The following is a 19,332-nucleotide window of genomic DNA, read 5'->3' as shown; positions in this document are numbered from 1 at the left end:
CGGTGTGGTCCCCGTCCTCACGTGCCGTTGGGAATCAAGGGCGTGGTCCAGGAGGATCCGGCCGGCCACTCCTGCGCCGCCGGGCCGATGCGGATCACCGGCACGGGTTTGCCCACCGGCCAGAGGTCGTTGCCCGGCTGCTCCTGGAAGTACAGCGCGCCCGACGCGGCGGGTATCCGGTCGGTGCTCGAGCCGAAGAGCGCGTTGCGGACGTCCTCCGGCGTCGGGGTCTCCGGGACCGCCGGAGCGCTGCCCCGGGCGGCGTTGCGCTGCGCCTTGGCCGCCGCGTCCCGCCGGGCGGCCCACACGGCGGCCACGACCGCGTCCCGGTGCATGATCGCGTAGCCGCTGCGCAGGTCGTCCGCGGAGAAGCCCAGGCCGTCGGGTTCCGCGGCGGTGAACAGCCGCGCGAAGGCCGCGTAGTGGGCCGGCGTCCCGGGCGCGTTCGCCGCCCAGGCGAGCGGGTCGGTGGACGAGGCGTCCAGCACGCCGACACGTGCGTCCGCCAGCTGGTCGCCGGCGATGGTGAGACCCGTCGCGCCGGTCGCGATCACGAGCGGGCGTACCTTCTTCTGGCACTGGCCTCTCGTGCCGAGGGCGTCGACGAAGGTCGGCAGGTCGCGGTTGCGTCCGCTGTAGAAGACGATGTCGGGGTCCACCGCGCAGAGGCTCCGGACGATGTCCGAGAACAGCTGCGGCGTGCCGAACGACGGGGGCTTGCTGCCGTTGAACGCGTGGTTGTGGTCGTTGAGCTGGTAGCCGGTACCGAAGGCCGCGACGAACCCCTGCTTGAGCTGCTGCACGTAGCTGTCTTCGGGATTGCGGTCCCACACCAGGAACCCGGTGCGGACCTCCGGCCGCCGGCTCAGGTAGGCGCTCAGCGCCGCGGTGTACTGCTGGTTCGGCGGCGAGATCTTGAACAGCCACGGCGCCACCATGTCGTCGGCGGTGATGACCGCCCCGATGCTCGGGATGCGCAGCTCGCTGAGCCGCAGGCCAGCCAGCCGGGTCTGCGGCACGCTGATGCTCATGCCGGTCACGGCGACCAGCGGATGCGGTCCCTCCTTGAGCCTGCCGAGCTCCTCGACCACCGTCGACCAGGCGCTCTGGTCGGTGCCCTCGTTCGCCAGCACCAGCTGGAACAGCGGCGTGGGGTCGCCGAGCTCGGAAGCCCGGCCCGCGTTCGCCTGGCGCTGGGCGGCGTACGCGCCCTGCAACGAGTGCAGGATCTCGGCGCCGGACATGGCGCCGCCGGGTGCCGCCGTCATCGGCATGAACACCGCGATCCGCACGTACGGCTTGCCGCCCGGTCGCCCGGCCTGCTCGCGGACCCGGAGGTTCTCCGCGACGATCCTCGAGACGACGCCGTTGACCGCCGCGTCGCGGGAGCCGAACGGAAGGTCCTGCTCGACGATCCACCCGACGCACTCGACGCCGGCCGAGGTCGCCGCCGGCACCAGCTTGAACCCGGTTCCGGCCGGCGCCGTCAGTCCCGGGCAGGACGCGGCGGCGGCCGGGCGGCCGGCGTCGCGGTGCGTGATCGCATACCCGCCGGCGGCCACGGCGACGACCAGCAGGGCGACCGCGACGTAGCTGAGCACGCGCCGCCCGTTCCCGGCGGAAGGTGGATCCTCCACGGTCATGACTTCCACTGCCGCTCCTCGACAAGCTGGGCGATCGGCCCCAGAGTCAAGCAGTGATGAGCGCCGTTACGACGGACAGGTCGTCTTCATGACACCGCAAGGAGTAACCTGCTCGTGCTCCAGCAGCCAGGTCTTGACCGCCAGACCCCAGCGGTATCCGCGCAGCGTGCCGTCCGTGCCCAGCACCCGGTGGCAGGGCACGAACAGCGCCGCCGCGTTGCGCGCGCAGGCGGTGGCCGCCGCGCGGATCGCGGCGGGCCGGCCGGCCAGCTCCGCGAAGCCGGTGTAGGTCAGCGGCGCGCCCGGCTTGATCTCGCGCATGACCCGCCAGGCGTGGGCCAGGAACGGCCCGCCGGTGTGCTGCTCGACCACCACCCCGTCGATCGCGGTGAGATCGCCGTCGAGATAGGAACGGACCGCGTCGCCCACCGGCCCCGGCGACGCTGCGGGCCGCGTCTCCTCCCGCAACCTCTCGTGTACGAGCGCAAGCAGCTGACCCACATCCGCGGTGAATCCGGCGGCCCGCACCGCCCCGGCGTCGCTGACGACGTAGGTGAACGGGCCGGCCGGGGTGCCGACGGTCGTGTACTCCATCATGCTGATCTCCAAAGTCGCATCAGGGCGTAGGAGCGCCAGGGCCGCCACCGTTCGGCGTGCGCGGCCAGCGCCGGGGGATCGGACGGCAGGCCCAGCGCGCGAGCCCCGCGCTGCACCGCCACGTCGGTGGGGAGGAAGACGTCGGGGTCGCCGATGGCGCGCATCGCCACGTATCCGGCGGTCCACTCGCCGACGCCGGGAAGCTCGCGCAGCCGGGCGACGGCCTCTTCCCGGTCGGCGCCCGGCTCCAGGTCCAGCTTGCCGTCGGCGACCGCCTCGGCCAGCGCCCGGATGCTCCGCCGGCGGGCGGCCGGCATCCGGAACGCGTCGTCGCCCAGGGCGGCGACGGCCTCGGCGGTGGGGAAGCCGCGCAGCTCGGCGGCGGGTGCCGGCGCTCGGCGAGCCCCGGATGCCGGTGCCGTGCCCGCGGTGTCCGGACCGAGCAGGCGGCCGAGCGTGGTGCGGGCGCCGGCGACCGAGACCTGCTGGCCGACGATCGCCCGTACGGCCATCTCGAAACCGTCGACCGCGCGCGGCACCCGTACCCCCGGCTCGGTGTTGATCTTCTCGGTGAGCGCGGGATCCGCGGCCAGCGTGCCGTCGACGGCGACCGGGTCCGCGTCGAGGTCGAACAGCCGGCGGCAGCGGGCCACCGCGGGCGCCAGATCCCGCACGTCCGCCAGCCGCAGCGTCGCGGAGACGAAGCGGTCGGCCGGGGTCAGCGCGACCGTCGCGCTTCCGTGCGGCAGATGCAGACCGCGACGGTACGTCGACCCGTCGCGTTCCTCGACCCCGGGCAGCGCCCGCGCGGCGAGAAAGTCCAGCAGCGCCCCGGCGTGCAGCGGCGCCCGGTACGCCAGCCGCAACGCGATCGTGCCCGGCTCGCCGTGCCGTGCCGTGCGGCGTTCGCGCAGGGCGCTCGGCGAACGGGCGTACACCTGCAGGATCGTGTCGTTGAACTGCCGGACGCTGCCGAACCCGGCGGCGAACGCGATGTCGGCGAGGCCCAGGTCGGTCGTCTCGATGAGGATGCGGGCGGTCTGCGCGCGCTGGGCGCGGGCCAGCGCGAGCGGCCCGGCGCCCAGCTCGGCGGTGAGCATGCGGTGCAGGTGCCGTTCCGTGTAGCCGAGCCGTCCGGCGAGGCCGGGCACCCCCTCGCGGTCGACGACCCCGTCGCCGATGAGCCGCATGGCCCGGCCCACGACGTCCGCGCGGACGTCCCACTCGGGCGAGCCCGGTGCGGCGTCGGGCCGGCAGCGGCGGCAGGCCCGGAACCCGCCGCGCTGCGCGGCGGCCGCGCTGGGCAGGAACGTCACGTTCTCCCGCTTGGGTGTGACGGCCGGGCAGGACGGGCGGCAGTAGATGCCGGTGCTGCGGACGGCCGTGTAGAACCAGCCGTCGAAGCGCTGGTCTCGGCTGTCGACGGCCCGGTAGCACCGCTCGAAGTCCAGTTCCATGCCGACGAGTCTGCCCCCGCCGGCCCCCGCGCGGCTGGCGGGATTCGGACATGAGCGTGGGCGTCTGGCGAGGGGGGTGGCCGCGGGCCCCGTAGACTGGCCTGTCGTGAGCCTTACCATCGGGATCGTCGGCCTGCCCAACGTCGGCAAGAGCACCCTCTTCAACGCCCTGACCAAGAACGACGTGCTCGCCGCGAACTACCCGTTCGCGACGATCGAGCCGAACGTCGGCGTCGTGGGGCTGCCCGACGAGCGGCTGACCAAGCTGGCCGAGGTCTTCGGCAGCGAGAAGATCATCCCGGCGCCCGTCTCGTTCGTCGACATCGCCGGCCTGGTCCGCGGCGCGTCGAAGGGCCAGGGCCGCGGCAACGCGTTCCTCGCCAACATCCGCGACGCCTCGGCCATCTGCCAGGTCGTCCGCGCCTTCTCGGACCCCAACGTGCTGCACGTGGACGGCAAGGTCTCGCCCGCGGACGACATCGAGACGATCAACACCGAGCTGATCCTGGCCGACCTCCAGACGGTCGAGAAGGCCCTGCCCCGCCTCCAGAAGGAAGCCAAGCTCAAGAAGGACCGCGCCCCCGTCGTGGCCGCGGCCGAGGCGGCCTTCAAGCTCCTCAACGACGGCACCACCCTGTACGCCGGGGCCAAGGCGGCCGGCATCGACCTCGACCTCCTCGCCGAGCTGCACCTGCTGACGGTCAAGCCCTTCCTCTACGTCTTCAACGTCGACGAGGCCGAACTGGCCAACGCCGCCTTCCTCGACGAGCTGCGAGCCCTGGTGGCCCCGGCCGAGGCCGTCTTCATGGACGCGAAGATCGAGTCGGAGCTGATCGACCTGCCCGAGGACGAGGCGATGGAGCTCCTCGAGTCGACGGGCCAGACCGAGCCGGGCCTCAACCAGCTCATCCGGATCGGCTTCCAGACCCTCGGCCTGCAGACGTACCTGACGGCCGGCCCCAAGGAGGCCCGCGCCTGGGTCATCCCGATCGGCGCCACGGCCCCGGAGGCGGCCGGCGTCATCCACTCCGACTTCCAGCGAGGCTTCATCAAGGCGGAAATCGTCAGCTACGACGATCTGATCGAGGCAGGCTCGATGTCCGCGGCGAAGGCGGCGGGCAAGGTCCGCATGGAAGGCAAGGACTACGTCATGAAGGACGGCGACGTGGTGGAGTTCCGCTTCAACGTCTAGATCGGCTGCTCCTCAGCGGCGTCTCACTGGCTTGATGTGTACGGCAGGACCGGCGGGCCGGACCAGGTCGAGAAGATCAGGTGGGTCTGGACCCGCCCGACCTCCCGCCGGGCGGTGAACTCGTCGAGCACCAGGCGCTGCAGGTCGGCGCTGCTGCCGCAGGCGACGTGCACGATGAAGTCGTCGGAGCCGGTGACGTGGTGCAGGGCGCGGGTCTCCGGCAGGGACAGCACGTGCGCGACGAAGGGGTCGACCACGCCGCGGGCGTGCGGCTGCACCTGGACCATCAGCAGCGCCTCGACGTCCCGGCCGACCGCCGCCGGGTCGACCTGGGCGGCGTAGCCGGTGATGACCCCGGCGCGGCGCAGCCGGGCCACCCGGTCCAGGCAGGTGGAGGGCGCCACGCCGACGGCCGCGGCGAGGTCCTTGTTGGCGATCCGGCCGTCGTTCTGCAACAGGCGCAGAATGGCGACGTCAACCGGATCGAATTGCAGATCGGTGCCCATCCTCCGAAGATAATTCGGCGGTTCGACCGTTGTCTCGCCCTCCGCCCGACACTCAGCGCATGGAGCTCACCACCCGCGCCGTGCACGCCGGACGCGACGACCTGGTCGCGCAGGGGCTGCACGCCGTACCCCTGGACCTGTCCACGACCTACCCGGCCCGCGACACCCGCGCGGAGGCCGAGCGCCTCCACCTGCTCGGCACCGGCGCGGAGATCCCCGGCCTGCCGGTCTACGGCCGGATCGGCAACCCCACCGTGGCGCGCTTCGAGCAGGCCCTGGCCGAGCTCGAGGGCTGCGCCGCCGGGGTCGCCTTCGCCAGCGGCATGGCCGCGCTGTCCGCGTGCCTGCTCGCCGTCGCCGCGGCCGGCACCCCGCACGTGGTGGCGGTCCGCCCGCTGTACGGCGGCTCGGACCACGTGCTCACCACCGGCCTGCTCGGCACGTCCGTCACCTGGGCGACGCCGGACACGGTGCGCGAGTCGCTGCGCGCGGACACCGGCCTGGTCATCGTCGAGACCCCGGCCAACCCGACGCTCGCCACGGTGGACCTGCGCAAGCTGGCCGACGCCTGTGGCGACGTGCCCCTGCTGGTCGACAACACCTTCGCGACGCCGGTGCTGCAGCGGCCGGCCGAGTCCGGTGCCGGCATCGTGCTGCACAGCGCGACCAAGTTCCTCGGCGGTCACGGCGACGTGCTCGGCGGCGTCGTCGCGACGACGGACGAGTTCGCGGCGCGGCTGCGCCAGATCCGCTTCGCGACCGGGGGGATCCTGCACCCGCTCGCCGGCTACCTGCTGCTGCGGGGGCTGTCGACCCTTCCGGTACGCATGCAGGCGTCCTCGCGGACGGCCGCGGCGCTCGCCGAACGGCTCGCCGGCCACCCGGCCGTGACGAAGGTGCACTACCCCGGGTTCGGCGCGCTCGTCTCCTTCGAGGTCACCGGCGACCCGCACGAGGTGGTCGGCGCGGTGCGGCTGATCACCCCCGCGGTGAGCCTGGGCAGCGTCGACAGCCTCATCCAGCACCCGGCCTCGCTGACCCACCAGGTGGTCGACCCGGAGTCGCGGGCCGACGGCGGCATCGGCGACCAGCTGCTGCGCATGTCCGTGGGCCTCGAGGATGTGGACGACCTGTGGACGGACCTGTCGAAGGCGCTTGCGATGATCGACGGGTGACCGCCGACCGCGCCGCCCGGATCGCCTCCGAGATCTTCGCCCCGGCGGTCCTGGTGGCCGGTCTGCTGCTGGTGGTCGGCTGGCACGCCGGCGAGACCGCCGGCGTCTCCCGCTGGTGGGGCCTGCCCGGCGCGCTGTTCGCGGCGGGCATCCCCCTGGCGTACGTCGTGCGCGGCGTCCGCGCCGGCCGTCTGACCAACCACCACATCCCGGAACGGGAGCACCGCCGCGTGCCCCTGCTGTTCGGCATCGCCTCGGTGGCGGCAGGCCTGGTGGTCCTCCTCCTGCTCGGCGCGCCCCGCGACGTGCTCGCCCTGATGGCGGCGGGCGGCACCGGGCTGCTCGTGTTCACCGTGGTGACCCACTGGTGGAAGATGTCCATCCACGCCGGAGTGGCCGCGGGCACGGCCGCGACGCTGACCGCGGTGTACGGTCCGGCGGCGCTGCTCACCGTGCCGTTCGCCGTGCTGGCCTGCTGGGCGCGGGTCCGCCTCTCGGCACACACCGTTCCGCAGGTGATCGCCGGAGCGATCGTCGGCGCCGTCATCGCCGGCACGGTCTTCCCGGCGCTCCGGGCCGGCTGAGGTAGATCACGATTTGTACGGTCGGACCATGAACTCCTACGGACAAGCGACGGGCTCGGCGGCGCTGCAGGGACTGATGACCGGCGTGTGGGTGGCGGCCGGCGAGCTGTCACCGGCGAAACGCCGACTGGCACGGCTGGGCACGGTGGTGGCGGTGGCCGGCGCCGGAGCGGTCCGGGAACGGGTCTTCCCCGACCCCGCCCCCGCGCCCGCTCTGCCCGAGGCCGACGACACCGGAGAGCCGGAGGTGATCAGCAAGGCGAAGCTGATCGGCATCGGCGCGGGCGTGGCCGTCTCCGTCGCCGCGATGGTGGCCGGGCGCCGGCTGGAGAAGCGCTGGCTCGCGGCCCTGACCCGGGACGGGCACGCGCACCCGTACCGTGCTCTGGCCGTACGCCTGGGACTGATCTCGTTCGGCGCGACCCTGGCCCCCAACCTGATCCGCGTCCGGGAGGCCCGCCACGGCCGTTGACCTCAACCCAGGTGGAGGTCCTAGGTTGCGACGATGATCGCAATCCTGCGGCGGCCGTACACCCTGACCACCATCGGCGCCTGGAGCTCGGTCTTCCTCGCCGCGTTCGAGTCCCTGGCCGTCACCACGATCATGCCGGCGGTCACCGCCGACCTGGACGGCCGCGGCCTGTACGCGCTCGCCTTCTCGTCCACTCTGGCCGCCGGCGTGGTCGGCATGGTGGCGATCGGCTCGTGGGCCGACCGGCGCGGGCCCGCCGTGCCGCTGCTGGTCGCGACGGCGCTCTTCGTGGCGGGCCTGCTGGTCGCGGGCACGGCCGCCACCATGCCGGCCTTCGCCGCCGGGCGTTTCCTGCAGGGCCTGGGCGCCGGGGGTGAGACGGTCGCGCTCTACGTGCTGGTCGCCCAGGTCTACCCGCCGGCCCTGCACATCAAGCTCTTCGGTGCGTTCGCGTCGGCGTGGGTCGTACCGTCGATGATCGGGCCCTTCGCGGCCGGCCTGGTGACCGACGCGCTGAGCTGGCACTGGGTCTTCCTGGGCGTGGTCCTGCTGGTCGCGGCGGCGACCGCGCTGATCCTGCCGGCGCTGCGCGGCCGCGACCGCCCGCCCGCGGACCGGCTCCCGGCCTCTCCGGAGGACGTCCGCCGCATCGCCCGGGCCGCGGTCGTGGCCGCGAGTGTGGTCGCCCTCAGCTCCCTCGACGGGATCGACCGCGAGGTCGCCTTGCTGGTCGTTCCGGCGGCCCTTGCGCTCATCGCGCTCGCGATGCGCCGCCTGGTGCCCGCGGGCACCTACCGGCTGCGCCCGGGCCTGCCCGCCGCGGTCGCCCTCTGCGCGACCGCGGGAGGCGTCTTCTTCGGTACGGAGGTCTACCTGCCGTTGCTGCTGCACGACCGGTACGGCTTGCCGACCTGGCTCTCCGGCATCACCCTGACCGCCGGGGCGGTGGCCTGGGCGCTGGCGTCGGCGGTCAAGGCCCGGCTCGGCGAACGCACCGCCCCGGCCACGGCCATCCGCGTCGGCGCCCTGTTGCTGACGGCCGGCGCATCGGTCGAGCTGGCCACGGTCATCGTCGGTCTGCACCCGGCGGTGGCGGCGCTGGGCTGGTTCACGGCGGGCGCGGGGATGGGCACGCTGTATCCGCGGATCAGCGAGCTCGTCCTGGCCCGGTCGGCGCCGGCCGAGGCGGGCTTCAACACGGCGGCGAAGAGCATCGCGGACGCGGTGGGCGCGAGCGCCTCGCTCGCGGTGGCGGGCCTGCTGTTCGCCGTCGCTCCGTTCGCCGGGCCGTTCACCTTCGCCGTGGCACTGGGCGCGGTGACCGTGCTGGTCGCCGTGCGTGTGTCCAAGCCGCTACTCCCGGTAATCGCAAACTGAGCAATACGGGTGATCCACGCCCGGCCGAACGGGCACAGCCGTCACGCTCCGCTTTGAGCCAGGCCGACGAATACGTAGCGTTCCCGCGGCAGGGATCGATCCGCCCGGAGAACGAGGAGCAAGAATGCGCCGCATCGCCGCCATGCTGAGCACGGTGTCACTTGTCTGCGCAATCATGGTCGCCGCTGCCCCCGCACAGGCCGCGCCCGCGCAGGCCGCGCCCGCGTCGTCCGTCCCGTCGGCGTCCGCGCGGGCGGCCGCGGCACCCCGCACGGTGTACCTCACCTTCGACGACGGACCGTCCGCCACGTGGACGCCCCGGTACCTCGACGTGCTGAAGAAGTACGGCGCCAAGGCGACCTTCTTCACCACCGGGCAGAACGCCAAGGCGCACCGCAAGATCGTCGCTCGCATCCACCGCGAGGGACACCTGCTCGCCAACCACACGTGGAGCCACGCCGACCTCACCCGGCTGGGCAAGAGCACGGTGAAGAGCCAGCTCACCCGCACACAGACCGCCCTGGGCCGCTACAAGAGCGCCTGCATGCGGCCGCCGTACGGCGCCACCAACACATCGGTACGCCGCTGGACGAAGGAGGTCGGGCTGAAGACGGTGCTGTGGGACGTCGACAGCCGCGACTGGGAGAACTCCCAGACCGCGACCGCCATCTACCAGCGGGTCGTCCGCAACGTGCACAACGGCTCGAACGTCCTGATGCACGACGGCGGAGACTCCCAACGGGACTCCCTGGCAGCCCTCAAGCGGATCCTGCCGAAGCTGAAGAGCATGGGCTACACCTTCAAGGTCCTGCCGTACTGCTAGCCGCACCGCCGGAGGACGTCGCTTGACCGTCTTTGCCTGCGCCACCTGCGACGCTCCACTGACCGTTTCGCTGTCCCGGGTGGCTCTGCCCGACCACGCCGGCCAGAAGTACGGGCGCGGACTGCTCGGCGTCCTCATGGAGCCGGGCACGTACGCCGAGCGGCCTGCACCGGTCGGCCGCCCGTGGCGACGCGGGGCCGAGGCCGCCGCCGACGACCGGCATGTCTTTGTCACCCTGCGCGAGGGCCCGGTGGATACCGTGGCCGTCGCTCCCGGCGACACCCGGAACACCGTCCTGATCCCCGGCAGGCTGGACGGTGACTGCTGCGGCCTGGACGGCGCGAACGGCTCGAACATCGCCTGTGCCGGCTGCCGCACCCCGGTCGCCACCCGGATCGACGACTGCGGTCACTGGCAGGTGACCTGGCTGGACGTCCGCGCCACCCGCCGGATCCCCGAGCGGGCCGACACAGATCCGCCCACCGATTGGGCTGTCCTGCGGATGAGGCGCACCGGCCTGCGGTTGGTCGAGGAGCCGTGGGGGTGGCATCCGCTGTGGGAGGCCGCCGCCGGGGTCGCCCTCGCCCATGTGCTGGCCGCGTCGGACGGCCACCCCGTGACCGTGCCGGACGGCCCGGTCGCCGACGTCTTCCGCCGCTCTCTCGAGACCCTACTGAGGGCCGACCGGAAGCCTCGGAGCCTGACCCTGGCCGGCCCCGGACTGCCGCCGACCGAGGGCGATCTCGCGCTCGTGCCCAGGCATCCGGAGACCGGCGAGGTCTGGCGGCCGGCCGGGCCGGCCGTTGCGGTCCCGCTGTCCTACGAGGCATGGCATGGACTGTCTTTCCCGCAGGACCGGCCGCTGCTGGCCGGTGCCGGCGTCATCCCGCCCGAGATCACCGGGCGCGAGCGGCTCCCGTGCGGTCCGTTCCGCCCCGACGGCCGCTTGTGCGGCGCCCGGCTCGCCCGTCTTGCCGAAGTCCGCCGGCCGTGGCTGCGCGAGATCTACGAGCGGTACCAGCCGCTGTGGCTCGCCGATCCGTTCTAGGTCGCCCGAACGGGGCTCAGCAGGCGACCCAGGTGCGGTCCTTCTTCGACTTCCAGGTGCAGGTGTCGAGTTGCTTGCCCGCGGCGTTGCGCAGGGACGCGGTGTCGCCCGTGTTGTTCCAGACGTAGTTTCCGCTGCCCCAGTACCGGGTCCTGGCCTTGTCCGTGCCCTTGCCGGTGCGCAGCCAGAGGCGGCCTCCGTTGCCGGCGATGGAGACGCTGCCGAAGGTGTAGACGTGGTTCGACGTGTCTCGGATGGTGTAGCCGCGCAGGTTGACCGCTCGGCTTCCCGTGTTGACCAGGGAGATCCATTCCTCGTTGAGGCTGGCGTTGCTGCGGGTGTCCTTGCCCGGGGAGTCGTACTGGGCGCCGTGGAAGCGGAGTGGGGGTGTTGCCGCCGCGGTGGCGGGGCCGGCGGTGACGAGGGTGCCGGTGAGGACTGCCGCGGTCGTGGTGAGGATGCTGATTGTTCTGCGCACCGGAGCTCCAGGGATGTCGGTGTGGGGCGCGGACATTCTGGGCCGGGTCGGGCTCGGCCCGGTGTCGCATACCCGTCGGTCCGGCGGGCGGTCATCCTTTCGGGTGCGGCGGTGACGCTGGTGCCGCGCGCCGTCGGCCGCACAATGCTGTGGTGCTAAACCAGACATCTAGTGATTCCTGGCAGCATCTACTCGAAATGCCGCGAAAGTCTTTCTGGGCGCGCCTGCCCTTCGGCGTCCGGATGACCACGGCCGGCCTGGGCGTGCTCGCCCTGGTGGCCGGGACGGCGGGTGGGCTGGCCGCCATGACCGGTGACGAACAGGCCCGTGCGGTCACCGCCGTCAAACAGGAGGCCGCCGTCGCCGCGCCGCCGACGGTACCGGCCGAGCCACCGGCCGTGACCGCGGCGGATCCCGCCGGGCGGGCCGCCGACAAGGCGGTGGTGGGCGACGACCGTTCCGCGCCGGGCGAGGCCGACCGTACGGCGACGCGTGCCCCGCGCCGGGCGGAAGCGGACGAGCGCGGCGCGAAGTCCCCGGCGAAGCCCGCCGTGCCCGCGGCGCCGGCCGGGCCGGTGGTGCACACCGAGCGGGTCTCGGAGACGCACACCATCCCGTTCCAGACCCTGCTGGTCCGGGACCCGTCGCTGCCGCGGGGCAGCAAGCGGGTGCAGACCCGGGGCGTGCCGGGGGAGCGGGTGCTGCACTACGAGGTGACCTACACCGGTACGGAGGAGACGGCGCGGCGGCTGATCGCGTCCACCGTCACCCGGGAACCGCAGCACCGGGTCATCGCGTTCGGCAACCGCCGGGACTCCGGTGACGGCCACAGCGGGCGGGACCGCGACCGGGACCGCTGGTGCGGCGGCGACCGGGGCGAATGCGCGCCGGCCGGACGCGTCGCCGTGTGCAGCGACGAGACGATGCCGGAGGAGGAGAAGCTCCTCGACCGGCACCTGGGCCTGCTCAGCGCGGAGGACCTGAACGCCCTGGACCTGACGCTGCCCTGCGACGAGGTGCCGGCGCCGGCCGAGAAGCCCGAGGCCGAGACCCCCGGGAGGACCTGAGCGGGGGAGGATGGCGGCGTGACGGTGAACGATGCACGGCTGCACGAGCTGGCGGCGCGTCTGGTGGCGGTGCCCGGAGTGGTCGCCGTGCTGCTCGGCGGCAGCCGCGCGCGAGGCACGCACACTCCGACTCCGACACCGACCTCGGGCTCTACTACCGTCCCCCGCTGGATGTCGCCGCGCTCGACGCCCTCGCCCGCGAGGTGGCCGGGCCGCATGCCCGGGTCACCGCGCCCGGCGAGTGGGGGCCGTGGGTGGACGGTGGCGGGTGGCTCACCGTGGACGGCGCCGCCGTGGACTGGATCTACCGCGACCTCGACCGGGTCACCCGGGCGGCCGAGGACGCCGAGCGCGGCCGGTACGCGTTCCACGCCCAGGCCGGGCACCCGCTGGGCGTCGCGGACTTCGCGTACGCCGGGGAAGTGGCTCTGGGGGTGATCCTGGCCGACCCCTCCGGCGAACTGTCGGCGCTGCGGTCGCGCACCCTGGCCGTCCCGCCGGCGCTGCGCGAGGCGCTCGTGGCCGGCCTCTGGGAGGCCGACTTCCTGACCGGCGTGGCGCGCAAGGCGGTGTCCCGCGGCGACTCGTCCTACATCGCCGGCTGCCTGTTCCGCATCGTCGGCGTCTGCGCCCACGCCCTGCACGGCGCGGCCGGGCGGTGGCTGATCAACGAGAAGGGCGCGGTGGCCGCGGCGGCGGCGCTGCCCGGTGCGCCCGAACGGTTCGCCGGGCGGGTCGACGAGCTCTTCGCCGGTGTGGACGGCGATCCCGTGCACCTGTCGGCGGCCCTGGACGCGGCCGCGGACCTCGTTCTGGAGACGGCCGACGCGTGCGCCATGATGTCGCGATGACCGCCGATGAACCCACCATCCTCGCCACCAGCGCCGGCTTCGAGCGGGGCGAGCACGGACTCTTCGACCTGCGCCCCGGCCCGATCCATCACTTCGCCGCCGAGCTGGCGAACGCCGGGACCGACGCCAAGTTCTGCTTCCTGCACCAGGCCACCGGTGACCCGGAGAACTGGATCGGTGCCACCTACGCGGCCTTCGCGAAGACCGGTTACCGGGCGTCGCACCTGCAGCTCTTCCCGATGCCGAACCACGAGGACATCCGCGCGCACCTGCTGGACCAGGACGTCATCTGGGTCAACGGCGGCAGCGTCGCCAACCTGTGCGCGGTGTGGCGGGTGCACGGCCTCGAGGAGATCCTGCACGAGGCGTGGCAGGCGGGCGTGGTGCTCGGTGGCGTCTCCGCGGGCTCGATCTGCTGGCACGTCGGCGGCAGCACGGACAGCTACGGGCTGAAGCTGCGCGGGTTCACCGACGGGCTGGGGTGGCTGCCGTACAGCAACGGGGTGCACTACGACGCCGAGGAGCAGCGCCGTCCGATGATGCACAAGCTGATCGGCGACGGGACGCTGCCCGACGGGTACGCGACCGACGACGGCGCCGGTCTGGTCTATCGCGGCACCCGGCTCGCCGAGGTGGTGGCCGACAAGGAGGGCCCGCGGGGCTACGAGCTGAAGCGGGCAGCGGGCGGCTCGGTCACCGAGACGCCGCTGCCCACCCGCGTGCTCAAGTACGGCTAGGGGAGCGTCCACCGCTGGTTGGCGGCGCCGTGGCAGTCCCAGATGTGGACCTGCTGGCCGTCGACCGGGCGGTTGGCGCTGACGTCGAGGCAGCGGCCGGACTGCGGGTTGCGGATCGTGCCGTCCGGCTGGGCCGCCCAGGTCTGGGCGCCGGTGCCGTTGCACGTCCACAGTTGCGTCCGGGTGCCGTTGGCCGTGCCGCCGCCGGCGACGTCCAGGCACTTGCCCAGCGCCTTGACGGTGGCGCCGGGCGTGACGGTCCAGGTCTGCGCGGCGGTCCCGTTGCACGTGTAGAGCTGGACCTTCGTGCCGTCGGCCGTACCCGCGCCGGCGACGTCGAGGCACTTGCCCGCCAGGCCGACGACCGGTCCCGTGCGCGGCGGCTGCGGGCCGCCGAGCTCCTTGACGCGGACGTTGCGGAAGGACACCTCGTCGCCCGCGCCGTGGTTCTGCAGGCCGATGTGCCCGGCCAGGGACCGCGCCGGGTCGGCGTTGGTGAAATCGTTGATCTTCCGGCCGTTCAGGAAGATCTGCAGGCGCTCGCTCTCGACCAGAAGCTCGAAGGTGTTCCACTCGCCGGGCGGGTTCAGCGCGGCGTCGCGGGCGGCGAGGTCGGCCGACTTGAACCCGTACACGGCGCCGGTGGTGCGGTCGGGCGCGTCCGTGGCGTCGATCTGCACCTCGTAGCCGTTGTTCACCGCGGACCACGGGTCGTCCGAGGGCGGGAAACCGAGGAAGACGCCGGAGTTGTCGTCGCCGGCCAGCTTCCAGTCCAGCTTGAGCGAGTAGCTGGTGAACTGTGCGGCGCTGTACCAGAACAGGCCCATGCCGCCGGTGGAGGTCAGGGTCGCGTCCGTGTTGGTGAAGCCGCCCGGACCGGCCTGCGACCAGCCGGTCGTCGCGCCGTCGTAAAGCTTCGCGTAGCCGGTCTCGGGGCGGCAGTCGGCGTTGGTCCGGCCGGCCGCGTAGCGGATGCCGCCGAGCAGGTGGGCGCGGAAGGCGGGATCGGCGTACGACTCCCGCGTGTGCCCGCCGCCGGTGTAGAAGGAGCGGCCGGCGTCGAGGGTCTTGCACCACGCGTGCGGGTGGTCGGCGCCCATCCGGCCTCCGGAGTACGTGCTCTCGTCGAGCGTGGCCAGCACATGCGCGGTCGAGCGGGCGTTGGTGCGGTAGTCGTACCACTCGTCGGTGCGGTTCCAGCGTTGCGGCAGGTGGGCGGTCGCCGCGTGCGCCCGGTCCTCGAGCACCACGGTGGCGGGCTGGATCGCCGGGTGGGAGGCGAACCAGGCACCGACGAGCTCGCCGTAGAAGGGCCAGCCGTACTCCGTGTCGGCGGCGGCGTGCACGCCCGCGTACCCGCCGCCGCCGCGGATGTAGCCCTCGAAGGCGGCCTGCTGGGCGGTGTCGAGGACGTCACCGGTGGTGTTGAGGAAGACGACCGCCTCGTAGCCGGCGAGGCCGGCGGCGGTGAAGACGGCAGGGTCCTCGGTCGCGGTGACCGAGAAGCCGTGCTGGGCGCCGAGGTCGCGGACGGCCTGGGTGCCGGCCGCGATGGAGTCGTGCCGGAAGCCGGTGGTCCGGGAGAAGACCAGCACGTCGTACGGGTCGTCGGCGGCCACCGCCGGCGCCGGGATCAGGAGCAGGGCGGCGAGCAGTTTGCCGATCATGGCAGCACCCACTTCTGGTTGGCCGCGCCGTGGCAGTCCCAGATGTGGATCTGCTGGCCGTCGGCGGGATTGTTGGCGGAGACGTCGAGGCAGCGCCCCGACTGCGGGTTGCGGATCGTGCCGTCGGCCCGCGCGGACCAGGCCTGGGCGCCGGTGCCGTTGCACGTGTAGAGCTGGGCCCTGGTGCCGTTCGCGGTGCCGCCCCCGGCGACGTCGAGGCACTTGCCGAGGGCCTTGATCGTGCTCTCGGGGCTGACCGTCCAGGTCTGCGCCGCGGTGCCGTTGCACGTGTAGAGCTGGACCTTCGTGCCGTCGGCCGGGGAGCCCCCCGCCACGTCCAGGCACTTGCCGGCCAGGCCCCGGATCGCCCCGGTGCGCGCGGTGCCGGCGCCGTCGAGGGTGAACGCGTCCACGTCGAACAGGGCGCCCGCCCCGCCGGAGAAGGTCAGATAGAGCGTGCCGCCGGCCGCCGGGGCGCCGCTGATCGTCCCGGTCACCTCGGTGAACGTCTCCCAGCTCCCGGTCACCGGGACCGTCGCGGACCCGAGCACGGTGCCGGTCGGCGAGCCCGTCCGGAGTTGCAGGGTGCCGCCGGTGCCGCCGGAGGAGACCCGGGCGGTGAAGGAGACGGCCTTGTCCAGCCGGTACGGCTCGAACGAGACCCAGTCGCCGTGGTGGATGTTGCCGACCGTCCTGCCGCCCTCGGCCTGGGCCTTGGTGATCGGGGTGACGCCGGAGGCCGCCTTGTAGTGCTCCGCCTGGCGGTGCCGCGGCTGGAGGATGTGCTGGGTGTGCGTGGTCAGGCCGCCGGCGTCGGTGTACTCGGCGTCGAAGACCGCGAAGATGTTCGCCGCCGAGTCGTGCTCACCGTCGACCGGGATTCCGATCGTGCCGGTGCAGCCGGTGCGCGAGGTGATCTGGTGTCCGTGGTTGTCGTGGCCCAGGACGTAGGTCATCGTGACCTTGGCGCAGTCGATCGACGTGTCCTCCGGGTCGGTGACCGTGACGGTGAACGGGATGGAGTCGCCGTAGGTGAACAGGGAGCCGGCGGGCGGGTCGGCGATCCGTACCGTCGGAGCGGTGTTGCCGACCGTGACCGTTACGGTCGCGGTGCCGGTGAGGCCCTCCGCGTCGGTGACCGTCAGTGTCGCGGCGAACGTGCCGTTGCGGGTGTAGGTCTTCGTCGGGTTCGCCGCCGTCGAGGTGGTGCCGTCGCCGAAGTTCCACGAGTAGGTCAGCCCGCCCCCCTCCGGATCCGACGAGCCCGCCGCGGAGAACGTCACGGTGAGCGGTGCCTGCCCGGAGGTCCGGTCGGCGCCGGCCACCGCGGTCGGTGCCCGGTTGGCCCCGCCGAGATAGTCGAAGCGGTAGAGCGCCGAGTTCTCGTCGCCGTTGAAGTAGCCGGTGCCGTAGTCGAGGACGTACAGCGCGCCCTCCGGGCCGAAGGCCATGTCCATGACCTGCTTGCCCGCCCAGGGGAACGCGGAGATCTGGCCGGCCGAGCCGTCCGCGCCGACGTGGATCGGCTTGATCCAGCCCCGGCCCAGCTCGCCGGCGAAGAAGTGCCCGTCGAGGGCGGCCGGGAACTTCGTCGGCGAGGCGAGGCCCGGGTCGAAGCGGTAGACCGGGCCGCCCATCGGGGACTCCGAGCCGGTGCCGAACTCCGGCGGGGAGCCGGCGTCGCCGCCGTACTTGATCCAGGCCGGGCGGGCCGGTGGCAGCTTGGCCTGGCCGGTGTTGCGGAACGAGTTGTTGAGCGGACCGTTGGCGCAGTCGTACTTCGGCCCGGTGCTGTTGGTGGCGAAGTTCCACTCGTTGTAGGTCTCGGTGGGGGTGTTGGTGCCCGTGCAGTACGGCCAGCCGTAGTTGCCCGGGCTCGTGATCCGGTTGAACTCGACCTGGCCACCCGGTCCGCGCGCGGGATTGGTGGCGCCCGCGTCGGGTCCGTAGTCGCCGAGGTAGACGACGCCGGTGGCCCGGTCGACGCTCATCCGGAACGGGTTGCGGAAGCCCATCGCGTAGATCTCGGGCCGGGTGCCCGCGGTGCCGGGCGGGAACAGGTTGCCGGCCGGGATGGAGTACGACCCGTTGGCGTTCACCTTGATCCGCAGCACCTTGCCCCGCAGGTCGTTGGTGTTGCCGGCGCTGCGCTGCGCGTCGTACCCGGGATTGCGGTTGGTCCGTTCGTCGAGCGGCGAGTAGCCGGCGGAGTCGAACGGGTTGGAGTCGTCGCCGGTGGACAGGTAGAGGTTGCCCGCCGCGTCGAAGTCGATGTCGCCGCCGACGTGGCAGCAGAGGCCACGGTCGGCCGGCACGTCGAGGACGTCGACCTTGCTGGCGGTGTTCAGGCTGAAGTCGGCGTTGAGCGTGTACCGCGACAGCCGGTTGACGCCCTGCCAGGACGTCCAGGTGGTGCCGCTGGCCGGGGCGTCGCCGGAGGGCGTGGCGAGCGGCGGCGCGTAGTAGAGGTAGATGTGCCGGTTGGTGGCGAAGCCCGGGTCGACGCCGACGCCCTGCAGGCCTTCCTCGTCGTGGCTGTAGACGGCGACCGTGCCGATGACGGTGGTGGTGCCGTTCGCGTCCGTGCGCCGCAGCGTCCCGTTGCGCGCGGTGTGCAGCACGGACCGGTCGGGCAGGACGGCGATCGCCATCGGCTCGCCGACCTCGGCGACGCCCTTGGCGAGGGTCACTTGCTGGTAGTCGTCGGGATCGATGTCATGCGCCCGCGCGGGGGCGGACACGGCGGTGAGCAGGGCGGCCGCCGTCACGGCCAGCACCGCGGCCGATCGAAGTCTTGACATGTATGAATGTCTAGCGACTTCTGACGTTGCTGTCCACGCTTTAGGTCTCCATGGACGCACTTTCGTCCATGGCGACAAAAGTCGCCGTCAGGCGGCGTAGTGCAGGATCACGTTGTGCACGTGGTGGGTCTTCTCGGAGCCACGGAACTCGACCTCGTAGACGTGCTGGCCGACGGTGATCGCGATGGTGCCGGTGGAGAAGTACTGACCGGCCCAGCTCTTGTTGCTCACCACGCTCACGCTGCTGATCTTCGAGTACGGAATGCTCGTGATCGCGAAGCGCTTGCCGACGAAGGACTTGTCCTGGATGATCACTCGGCGGTCGGTGAGGCCGATGAAGCCGGTGCCGACGCCGACCGCGTCGTAGACCGCGATGATCTGCTCACCTTCGAGGAGGCCGGACGCGATCTGCTGGTACTGACCCTTGCTGTCGTAGACCGGTGCCGTCATGGTGCCGAGGCTAGCGAGCGGGCGCTACCGTGGCCCGACGACCGTGCGGTAGGCGTCCTCGATCCGGGCGGCCAGGGTGACCTCACCGTCGGTGATGGCCCCGCCGTCCGACGCGCCGAGCAGGATCTGGGTGTGACCGTTCGCGCGCTGGATGCGCGGCCGCAGGCGCAGGGTGTCGGCGGCGACCTTGATCCGCTCGGTCAGGGCGGCGTGCTGGCTGTCGTCGCAGGGGAGGACGCGTTTGAGCTGGACACCGTCCCGGGTCCAGCCGCCCAGCACCGCGAGTGCGTCGGTCAGGTAATCGGGGCGGGCGCCCCGTGTCTTCCTGCCCCGCATGGCCCACCTCCCAGGCGTCGTTGCCGGCTTGTGGCCAAACTGTCGCCATGTCGTCATGTCAGTGCCCACAG

At 72.6% G+C, this 19,332-nt stretch carries 19 protein-coding genes; 10 read left to right on the top strand and 9 right to left on the bottom strand.

The features are described from left to right. Positions 1–17: 17 nt before the first annotated feature. Genes IEY99_RS02660 through IEY99_RS02650 form a run of 3 tightly spaced genes read right to left on the bottom strand, consistent with a single transcriptional unit; the run spans position 18 to position 3,697 of the window. The gene (locus tag IEY99_RS02660) at positions 18–1,652 is read right to left on the bottom strand and encodes an ABC transporter substrate-binding protein (protein ID WP_189199043.1); all 1,635 of its coding nucleotides are present in this window, start codon (positions 1,650–1,652) and stop codon (positions 18–20) included. Between the two features lie 57 nt (positions 1,653–1,709). Continuing rightward, the gene (locus tag IEY99_RS02655; RefSeq protein WP_373293272.1) at positions 1,710–2,240 is read right to left on the bottom strand and encodes a methylated-DNA--[protein]-cysteine S-methyltransferase; all 531 of its coding nucleotides are present in this window, start codon (positions 2,238–2,240) and stop codon (positions 1,710–1,712) included. Continuing rightward, positions 2,237–3,697, bottom strand: a complete 1,461-nt coding sequence (locus IEY99_RS02650) for a DNA-3-methyladenine glycosylase 2 family protein (RefSeq protein WP_189199042.1) — start codon at positions 3,695–3,697, stop codon at positions 2,237–2,239. Before IEY99_RS02650 ends, IEY99_RS02655 begins: the two co-directional genes overlap by 4 nt. A 106-nt stretch (positions 3,698–3,803) precedes the next feature. Here IEY99_RS02650 and ychF point away from each other — a divergent pair, with 106 nt between their 5' ends. Continuing rightward, positions 3,804–4,889: a redox-regulated ATPase YchF gene (gene ychF, locus IEY99_RS02645; RefSeq protein WP_189199041.1), complete on the top strand. Its 1,086-nt coding sequence runs from the start codon at positions 3,804–3,806 to the stop codon at positions 4,887–4,889. Between the two features lie 23 nt (positions 4,890–4,912). On the opposite strand, the gene IEY99_RS02640 is transcribed toward ychF, so the two are convergent. Further along, positions 4,913–5,395 (bottom strand): Lrp/AsnC family transcriptional regulator, encoded by a 483-nt coding sequence (locus IEY99_RS02640; RefSeq protein ID WP_189199040.1) that lies wholly within the window; start codon positions 5,393–5,395, stop codon positions 4,913–4,915. A 59-nt stretch (positions 5,396–5,454) separates the two neighbouring features. Between IEY99_RS02640 and IEY99_RS02635 the strand changes: the two genes are divergently transcribed. From IEY99_RS02635 to IEY99_RS02610, 6 genes are all read left to right on the top strand, one after another. After that, positions 5,455–6,570 carry a trans-sulfuration enzyme family protein gene (locus IEY99_RS02635; RefSeq protein ID WP_189199039.1) on the top strand — a complete coding sequence of 372 codons (1,116 nt, stop codon included), beginning with the start codon at positions 5,455–5,457 and terminating at the stop codon, positions 6,568–6,570. Beyond that, the gene (locus tag IEY99_RS02630; RefSeq protein ID WP_189199038.1) at positions 6,567–7,154 is read left to right on the top strand and encodes a phosphatase PAP2 family protein; all 588 of its coding nucleotides are present in this window, start codon (positions 6,567–6,569) and stop codon (positions 7,152–7,154) included. Before IEY99_RS02635 ends, IEY99_RS02630 begins: the two co-directional genes overlap by 4 nt. Before the next feature lie 28 nt (positions 7,155–7,182). Next, a complete protein-coding gene (locus IEY99_RS02625; RefSeq protein ID WP_189199037.1) occupies positions 7,183–7,626 on the top strand; it encodes a hypothetical protein in 444 nt (147 codons plus the stop codon). 33 nt (positions 7,627–7,659) lie between these two features. Next, positions 7,660–9,003 carry an MFS transporter gene (locus IEY99_RS02620; protein ID WP_189199036.1) on the top strand — a complete coding sequence of 448 codons (1,344 nt, stop codon included), beginning with the start codon at positions 7,660–7,662 and terminating at the stop codon, positions 9,001–9,003. Between the two features lie 124 nt (positions 9,004–9,127). Continuing rightward, positions 9,128–9,826 carry a polysaccharide deacetylase family protein gene (locus IEY99_RS02615; RefSeq protein ID WP_189199035.1) on the top strand — a complete coding sequence of 233 codons (699 nt, stop codon included), beginning with the start codon at positions 9,128–9,130 and terminating at the stop codon, positions 9,824–9,826. Positions 9,827–9,848: 22 nt separating this feature from the next. After that, positions 9,849–10,874: a hypothetical protein gene (locus IEY99_RS02610; RefSeq protein ID WP_189199034.1), complete on the top strand. Its 1,026-nt coding sequence runs from the start codon at positions 9,849–9,851 to the stop codon at positions 10,872–10,874. A gap of 16 nt (positions 10,875–10,890) precedes the next feature. Here IEY99_RS02610 and IEY99_RS02605 read toward each other — a convergent pair whose 3' ends face one another. Continuing rightward, on the bottom strand, positions 10,891–11,352 hold the full coding sequence (locus IEY99_RS02605) for a lamin tail domain-containing protein (RefSeq protein ID WP_229798041.1): 462 nt from the start codon (positions 11,350–11,352) through the stop codon (positions 10,891–10,893). A gap of 197 nt (positions 11,353–11,549) precedes the next feature. Between IEY99_RS02605 and IEY99_RS02600 the strand changes: the two genes are divergently transcribed. From IEY99_RS02600 to IEY99_RS02590, 3 genes are all read left to right on the top strand, one after another. Next, complete coding sequence (locus IEY99_RS02600) at positions 11,550–12,419, top strand: G5 domain-containing protein (RefSeq protein ID WP_189199032.1); 870 nt, start codon at positions 11,550–11,552, stop codon at positions 12,417–12,419. A 203-nt stretch (positions 12,420–12,622) separates the two neighbouring features. Next, complete coding sequence (locus IEY99_RS02595; protein WP_229798039.1) at positions 12,623–13,270, top strand: DNA polymerase subunit beta; 648 nt, start codon at positions 12,623–12,625, stop codon at positions 13,268–13,270. Next, complete coding sequence (locus tag IEY99_RS02590; protein WP_189199031.1) at positions 13,267–14,007, top strand: Type 1 glutamine amidotransferase-like domain-containing protein; 741 nt, start codon at positions 13,267–13,269, stop codon at positions 14,005–14,007. Before IEY99_RS02595 ends, IEY99_RS02590 begins: the two co-directional genes overlap by 4 nt. Here IEY99_RS02590 and IEY99_RS02585 read toward each other — a convergent pair. From IEY99_RS02585 to IEY99_RS02570, 4 genes are all read right to left on the bottom strand, one after another. Then, a complete protein-coding gene (locus tag IEY99_RS02585) occupies positions 14,004–15,674 on the bottom strand; it encodes a ThuA domain-containing protein (RefSeq protein ID WP_189199030.1) in 1,671 nt (556 codons plus the stop codon). The two genes, IEY99_RS02590 and IEY99_RS02585, sit on opposite strands and share 4 nt — an antisense overlap. Then, a complete protein-coding gene (locus tag IEY99_RS02580; RefSeq protein WP_189199029.1) occupies positions 15,671–18,475 on the bottom strand; it encodes a PQQ-dependent sugar dehydrogenase in 2,805 nt (934 codons plus the stop codon). Before IEY99_RS02580 ends, IEY99_RS02585 begins: the two co-directional genes overlap by 4 nt. A gap of 87 nt (positions 18,476–18,562) precedes the next feature. Next, on the bottom strand, positions 18,563–18,925 hold the full coding sequence (locus IEY99_RS02575; RefSeq protein WP_189199028.1) for a PH domain-containing protein: 363 nt from the start codon (positions 18,923–18,925) through the stop codon (positions 18,563–18,565). A gap of 24 nt (positions 18,926–18,949) precedes the next feature. After that, entirely contained in the window at positions 18,950–19,261 is a 312-nt protein-coding gene (locus IEY99_RS02570; protein WP_189199027.1) for a 4a-hydroxytetrahydrobiopterin dehydratase, read from the bottom strand. Positions 19,262–19,332: the final 71 nt, after the last annotated feature.

The sequence above is a fragment of the Couchioplanes azureus genome (genome assembly GCF_014648355.1).
Taxonomy (GTDB): Bacteria; Actinomycetota; Actinomycetes; order Mycobacteriales; family Micromonosporaceae; genus Actinoplanes; species Actinoplanes azureus.
The sequence above is the reverse complement of the archived record's forward strand: the minus strand, read 5'-3'. Positions and strand labels throughout refer to the sequence as shown.